The 6,306-nt window shown below is 67.3% G+C and carries 6 protein-coding genes and 3 pseudogenes; 6 read left to right on the forward strand and 3 right to left on the reverse strand.

Annotated elements, in window-relative coordinates:
* The first annotated feature begins 108 nt into the window (after nt 1-108).
* Nucleotides 109-549, forward strand: a complete 441-nt coding sequence (locus ACZ43N_RS10240) for an NfeD family protein (protein ID WP_468096435.1) — start codon at nt 109-111, stop codon at nt 547-549.
* Between the two features lie 158 nt (nt 550-707).
* Nucleotides 708-1,655, forward strand: a complete 948-nt coding sequence (locus ACZ43N_RS10245) for an SPFH domain-containing protein (RefSeq protein ID WP_468096436.1) — start codon at nt 708-710, stop codon at nt 1,653-1,655.
* Between the two features lie 71 nt (nt 1,656-1,726).
* Here ACZ43N_RS10245 and ACZ43N_RS10250 read toward each other — a convergent pair whose 3' ends face one another.
* From ACZ43N_RS10250 to ACZ43N_RS10260, 3 genes are all read right to left on the reverse strand, one after another.
* A complete protein-coding gene (locus ACZ43N_RS10250) occupies nt 1,727-2,233 on the reverse strand; it encodes an HNH endonuclease (RefSeq protein WP_055538598.1) in 507 nt (168 codons plus the stop codon).
* Nucleotides 2,234-2,386: 153 nt separating this feature from the next.
* Nucleotides 2,387-2,926, reverse strand: a complete 540-nt coding sequence (locus tag ACZ43N_RS10255) for a YbhB/YbcL family Raf kinase inhibitor-like protein (RefSeq protein ID WP_468096439.1) — start codon at nt 2,924-2,926, stop codon at nt 2,387-2,389.
* A 40-nt stretch (nt 2,927-2,966) separates the two neighbouring features.
* On the reverse strand, nt 2,967-3,749 hold the full coding sequence (locus ACZ43N_RS10260) for a sporulation protein (protein ID WP_468096441.1): 783 nt from the start codon (nt 3,747-3,749) through the stop codon (nt 2,967-2,969).
* Between the two features lie 200 nt (nt 3,750-3,949).
* Here ACZ43N_RS10260 and ACZ43N_RS10265 point away from each other — a divergent pair.
* The 4 genes and pseudogenes from ACZ43N_RS10265 to ACZ43N_RS10280 form a co-directional block, all read left to right on the forward strand.
* Nucleotides 3,950-4,207, forward strand: a pseudogene (locus ACZ43N_RS10265) (DNA-3-methyladenine glycosylase); the annotation flags it as partial.
* Between the two features lie 14 nt (nt 4,208-4,221).
* Entirely contained in the window at nt 4,222-4,833 is a 612-nt protein-coding gene (locus tag ACZ43N_RS10270; protein WP_468096442.1) for a DNA-3-methyladenine glycosylase, read from the forward strand.
* A 48-nt stretch (nt 4,834-4,881) separates the two neighbouring features.
* Nucleotides 4,882-5,613: pseudogene (locus ACZ43N_RS10275) on the forward strand (IS200/IS605 family accessory protein TnpB-related protein); the annotation flags it as partial.
* A pseudogene (locus ACZ43N_RS10280) lies at nt 5,556-5,881 on the forward strand (DNA-3-methyladenine glycosylase); the annotation flags it as partial. The pseudogenes ACZ43N_RS10275 and ACZ43N_RS10280, both read left to right, overlap by 58 nt.
* Nucleotides 5,882-6,306 lie beyond the last annotated feature (425 nt).

Genomic DNA, 6,306 nt, shown 5'->3' on the forward strand with positions numbered 1-6,306 from the left:
TCGGGTGCCACGGCTCCACAACCCGGGCCGGAGGCAACCGACTTGGCGGATCCGCTGTAAGCGATCTTTGACCGTGCGCTCTGTCGGCGGGGCGATCCCGGTCCTACCATGGACGATGTGGACAGCATCGACGCATGGGTGTGGTGGCTGATAGGCGCGGCCGGGCTCGGGATCGCGCTCGTCGTGACCGCGATGCCGGAACTGGGCATGCTCGCCCTGGGCGCCGTCGCCGGCGCCGTGACCGCAGGGCTGGGCGGCGGTGTCGTACTCCAAGTGGTCGTCTTCGCCGTCGTATCCGTGGCGCTCATCGCCGTCGTACGGCCCGTCGCGGCCCGCCACAGAGCCCAACGGCCCGAACTCGCCACGGGAATCGACGCCTTGAAGGGCAAACACGCCGTCGTCCTGGAACGGGTCGACGGCACGGGCGGCCGTATCAAGCTGGGCGGTGAGGTCTGGTCGGCCCGCGCCCTCGACTCCGGGCTGACCTACGAGGTCGGCCAGGAAGTCGACGTCGTGGAGATCGAGGGAGCCACCGCGATCGTCATGTGACCTCGTACGACGCGGTCACGACGCGATCACGCAATGCACCGAACGTCCCACCTGGCAGGCGCTGTTCTGCCAGACTCGACGAGCAAGATCCTCAACAGGCAAACAGGCATAAGATCTTCCACAGGCGCCACGGCGGAGAAGGGCACGGGGAGCGAACGATGGAACCGATCATCATCGTCCTGATCATTCTGGTGGTGTTGGTCTTCATCGCCCTGATCAAGACCATCCAGGTCATTCCACAGGCGAGCGCCGCCATCGTCGAGCGCTTCGGCCGCTACACACGGACGCTCAACGCGGGCCTCAACATCGTCGTCCCGTTCATCGACTCCATCCGCAACCGCATCGACCTCCGCGAACAGGTCGTGCCGTTCCCGCCCCAGCCGGTGATCACCCAGGACAACCTGGTCGTGAACATCGACACGGTGATCTACTACCAGGTCACCGACGCCCGCGCCGCCACCTACGAGGTCGCCAGCTACATCCAGGCGATCGAGCAGCTCACCGTCACCACGCTCCGCAACATCATCGGTGGCATGGACCTGGAGCGGACCCTGACCTCCCGCGAGGAGATCAACGCGGCCCTGCGCGGCGTCCTCGACGAGGCGACCGGCAAGTGGGGCATCCGCGTCAACCGCGTCGAGCTGAAGGCGATCGAGCCGCCGACCTCCATCCAGGACTCGATGGAGAAGCAGATGCGCGCCGACCGTGACAAGCGCGCCGCGATCCTCACCGCGGAAGGTACGCGCCAGGCGGCGATCCTGACCGCCGAGGGTGAGAAGCAGTCCCAGATCCTGCGCGCCGAGGGTGAGGCCAAGGCCGCCGCCCTGCGCGCCGAGGGCGAGGCCCAGGCCGTGCGCACGGTCTTCGAGGCCATCCACGCCGGTGACCCGGACCAGAAGCTCCTCTCGTACCAGTACCTCCAGATGCTCCCGAAGATCGCCGAGGGCGACGCCAACAAGCTCTGGATCGTCCCCAGCGAGATCGGCGACGCCCTGAAGGGCCTCTCCGGCGCCATGGGCAACTTCGGCAACCTGGGCGGCGGCCCCACCGTTCCCAGGCCGGCCGACGGCAACACCGAGCGCCGCGAGAAGCCGGCCATCGACTGAACACGGCGATGGGCCCGCCCCTCCACGAGGAGGGGCGGGCCCATCGCGTACAACACCCGTTCAGAAGGCGGTTACGCGGCTCCCTTGGACAGCCAGTCCGGCAGCGCGTCGAAGTCGTCGTGACCGAGGGACAGCAGCATCGCGTCCGCAGGCGTCGGCTCGAACGGCTGCCGCAGCAGCGGCATCCCCGCCTCGTCCGGAGTCCGGTTCGCCTTGCGGTGATTGTCCTCCGCGCACGACGCCACCGTGTTCAGCCAGCTGTCGGAACCGCCCTTGGACCGCGGCACCACATGGTCCACGGTCGTCGCCCGCCTGCCGCAGTACGCGCACCTGTGCCTGTCCCGTACCAGCACGCCCCGCCTCGACCACGGCGCTTGTCTTCGGAACGGCACTCTCACGTACCTGCAGAGTCTGATCACCCGGGGCGCAGGTATGTCGACCGCGGCTCCGCGCATGCGCAGCTCGGGGTGGGTCTGCTCGACGACGGCCTTGTCCTGCAGCACCAGAACGACGGCTCGGTTGAGCGTCACCGTCGACAGCGGCTCGAAGCTCGCGTTCAGTACCAGCGTGTCCCGCATTCCAGCCCACCTCCTGTGCACCAGCCCACCCCCCGGCGGGCTTGGATCAACTGTGGCCGGGCACGCCGAGATGGACAACGCAATAAAAAATGCCCGCCTCTGATCACTTCCAAGACCAGAGGCGGGCAAACGTTCAATGAACGTCCGGCTGCGTCACTTTTCCGCTACAGCCGCGTACTCCCCGATGAGCTGGGCGCGTGCCAGCGTGTGGAAACGGAGGTTGAATCCCACCACGGCGGGCGAAGCGTCAGAATCCGGACCGAGCTTCTCCTGATCCACGGCGTACACCGTGAACACATAACGGTGTGCCGGGTCCCCGGGCGGCGGCGCGGCCCCACCGAAATCACGTGTCCCGTAGTCGTTGCGCACCTGCACCGCGCCCTCGGGCAGTCCCTCGAACTTCCCCGAGCCCGCACCGGCCGGCAACTCCGTCACGGACACCGGGATGTCGAACACGACCCAGTGCCAGAACCCGCTGCCCGTGGGGGCGTCCGGGTCGTAGCAGGTCACGGCGAAGCTCTTGGTCTCCGGCGGGAAGCCTTCCCAGCGCAGCTGCGGCGAGGTGTTCCCGCCCGCGTAGACCTGAGCGTCCTTGAGCGTCGCCCCCGGCTCGACGTCCTCACTCGTGACCGTGAAGGACGGCACGACCGGATGGAAATCGTGGGGGAGCGGCGGCCTCTTCGGCTCGGTCACCTCGGTACCTCCTGGTGGATCTGGTGGGTCGGTTCAGAGCCTAGAACCAGCTGCGCTTGCTGCCGACCTCCGACAGCCACTGATTCAGGTAGGCGGCCCAGTCCGTGTTCCCGTAGTCCTGCAGTCCCACCCGGAACGAACGGAACGAGTCGCTGCCCTCACTGAACAGCCCCGGCTTCTTGTCCATCTCCAGCACGACGTCCATCTCGCGCTCGTCGGCGACGAAGCTCAGCTCGACCTGGTTCAACCCGTGGTACTGCTGCGGCGGGAAGAACTCGATCTCCTGGTAGAAGGGCAGCTTCTGCCGCGTACCCCGGATGTGCCCGCGCTCCATGTCCGCGCTCTTGAAGCGGAAGCCCAGCTGGATGAAGGCGTCCAGGATCGCCTGCTGCGCCGGCAGCGGGTGGACGTTGATCGGGTCCAGGTCACCGGAATCGACCGCACGCGCGATCTCCAGCTCCGTCGTCACACCGATGTGCATCCCCGGCAGCGTGTGACCCTGGATGGTGGTGATCGGCGTCTCCCACGGGATCTCCAGCCCGAACGGAACCACGTGCACCGCCTGTGCCTTCAGCTCGAAGGCACCCCCGAGAGGCTGCTTGACGAACTCGATGTCCTGCTTGTACTCCGCGTCCTGGCCCTCGACCTCGACCCTGGCCTGGAGCCCGACCGACAGCGCCTCGATCTGCTGGTCCACGGAACCGCCCTGGATCCGCACCTCACCCTGGACGACACCGCCCGGCACCACGTTGATCTCGGTCAGCACCGTCTCGACCGAAGCGCCACCGGCCCCCAGGCTCGCGAGCAGTCGCTTGAACCCCATGTCTGTTCCTCCCGTCAGGCAACGCCTGTGTATCTGTGTGGCTCTGTAGTTCTGTCTGGGTGGATCGCTCTGTGTGGCGTGGATCCTTGATCCCTACAAACGCGAACCGGCGGTGACCGGTTCCGTGCCCCCACACTTCCAAGGAGGGCGTTTCCTCGCCACCCGTCGGCCCGCACCCGTCTGGACTACGCTCGTACGCCATGATCGCGACCCCCGACCGTACGCCCCCAGCCCGGGAGTTCTTCGACCGCCCCCTCCTGGAGGTCGCCCCCGACCTTCTGGGACGCGTCCTCGTGCGCACCACCCCGGACGGTCCGATCGCACTCCGCCTCACAGAGGTCGAGGCCTACGACGGTCAGAACGACCCCGGTTCGCACGCCTGTCGCGGTCGCACCGCCCGCAACGGCGTGATGTTCGGTCCGCCCGGCCATGTGTACGTGTACTTCACGTACGGCATGTCAAGGCAGTCAGCATGAACGTTGATCTCCTCTCCCATCCCGCTGAAGAGGTCGCCCCCAAGCTGCTCGGATGCGTCCTCACCTGCAAGACTCCCGAGGGGACTGTGGGCATCGCCATTACGGAGACCGAGGCGTACTCCGGTGCAGCTGACCCAGCCTCCCATGCTTACCGAGGCCGGACACCCCGTAACGCCGTCATGTTCGGACCCGCAGGACACCTGTACGTCTACCGGTCCCACGGTCTCCACTGGTGCGCCAACGTCGTCACCGGGACGGACGGCATCGCCTCGGCTGTCCTCATCCGGGCAGGCAGAGTCATCGAGGGGGAAGACCTGGCACGCAGACGGCGAGGGGAGAAGGTCGAGAGTCCACGCCTTGCCCGGGGTCCCGGGAACTTCTGCCAGGCACTCGGCATCACGGCGGAGCACAACGGTGCAGATCTCCTGACAGGTACCACGGTCGTGTTGTCCGAGGGTGAGCCTGTACCTGCCGCGCTCATCCGGGTTGGTCCTCGGGTAGGTGTGAGCAAGGCCCACGACTGGCAGCACCGGTTCTACCTCGCCGGTGATCCGACGGTATCGGCGTACCGACTGAGCCCGAGGGCCAAGCCGTCCGCCGGAGCCTGAGCCGCTGTGCGCCTTGCTCACAGCCCGTCGGTGGGTGGGCGCGGCGCCACCCCCGACGGCGAGGTCTCCCTCAGACTGCCCGCCCCGTTGGCGTCTTCGGCGAACGCCCCGCACGGCCGTTTCGTGCTCGCCGCGAGGGTGGCGTTCGCGCATCGGGGTGAGCAGTGGGCCGACCGCATCAGCGCGAACCGGGCTGTGGCCTATCGCATCCACGAGGACACCGCACGCGGCTGCTGGTACCTCACCGCCTCCTGGACGACCCCTGTGGTGCAGACCGTGCCGCTGGCCACGGTCCGCGCGGGCGGCCTGGTGAGGGTGGACACCAACGCCGACCACTTGGCCGCCTGGCGGCTGGACGCCCACGGCAGCCCCGTCGGCGCACCCCGACGGTTCGGCTACGACCTCTCGGGCAGCGCCGCCCACCGCGACGCGCAGGTCCGGCACGCCCTGATCCGCCTGCTGCACTGGGCCCGCCGCCATCACCTCGCCCTCGCCGTCGAGGACCTCGACTTCACCGGCGAGACGACCCGCGAGAAACACGGCCGCCGTAAACAGTTCCGCCGGCTGATCTCCGGCCTGCCCGTGGCCAGACTGCGGGCCCGGCTGGTGTCGATGGCCGCCGAACTCGGCATCCCCGTCGTCGCCGTCGACCCCGCCTACACCAGGCGCTGGGGCGCCCCACACTGGCAACAGCCCCTGGCCGGCACGACCCGCAAGACCACCGCGCCGGCGAGGTCATCGAGGGCGCCGAGCTCGCCCGCAAACGTCGAATCTCGGCCCGAAATGACAAGGAACTGGCCAAAGGGCCGGCTCGCCTGGCCACTGCCCTGGACGTGGACCGAGCCCTCGACGGTACGGACGCCTGTTCCCCCGATGACCCCCCTCTTACGGTGCTGACCGGCACTCCTGTCCACTCCGACCAGGTACGCAACGGTCCCCGTAGCGGTGTCGCGGGGTCGGAGGCGTCCACCCCTGGCGCTTCTGGAACGCCGACGACCCCACGGCGAGCCCCTACCGGGCCCACGTCTCCCGTCGCCGCCGAACTTGACTCGCCTCCGGCCGGTCCGTAACGTAGCCCGAGCCGCTTGAACCGGGTACGGCAGTCAGCCAGCAGCCGGAAGCGGCCACCCACTACCTACGACATCCCCTCAGCGGGGGCGAATTAGGCATGCCCTGATTCGAGTCCGCAGAACTCAATTATGAGTTGCCGGGGGAATCGGCTAACGTAGTGAATGTCGAAAGGCCGCGAGGGAAACCGAGAGGCCCGAGACAGCCGAAAGGCAAATCCCGCCGACAGGGAATCGGATCGGAAAAAGATCTGATAGAGTCGGAAACGCAAGACCGAAGGGAAGCGCCCGGAGGAAAGCCCGAGAAGATACTCGGGTGAGTACAAAGGAAGCGTCCGTTCCTTGAGAACTCAACAGCGTGCCAAAAATCAACGCCAGATATGTTGATACCCCGTCCATCGGACAA

Source organism: Streptomyces sp. NPDC030814, assembly GCF_055572155.1.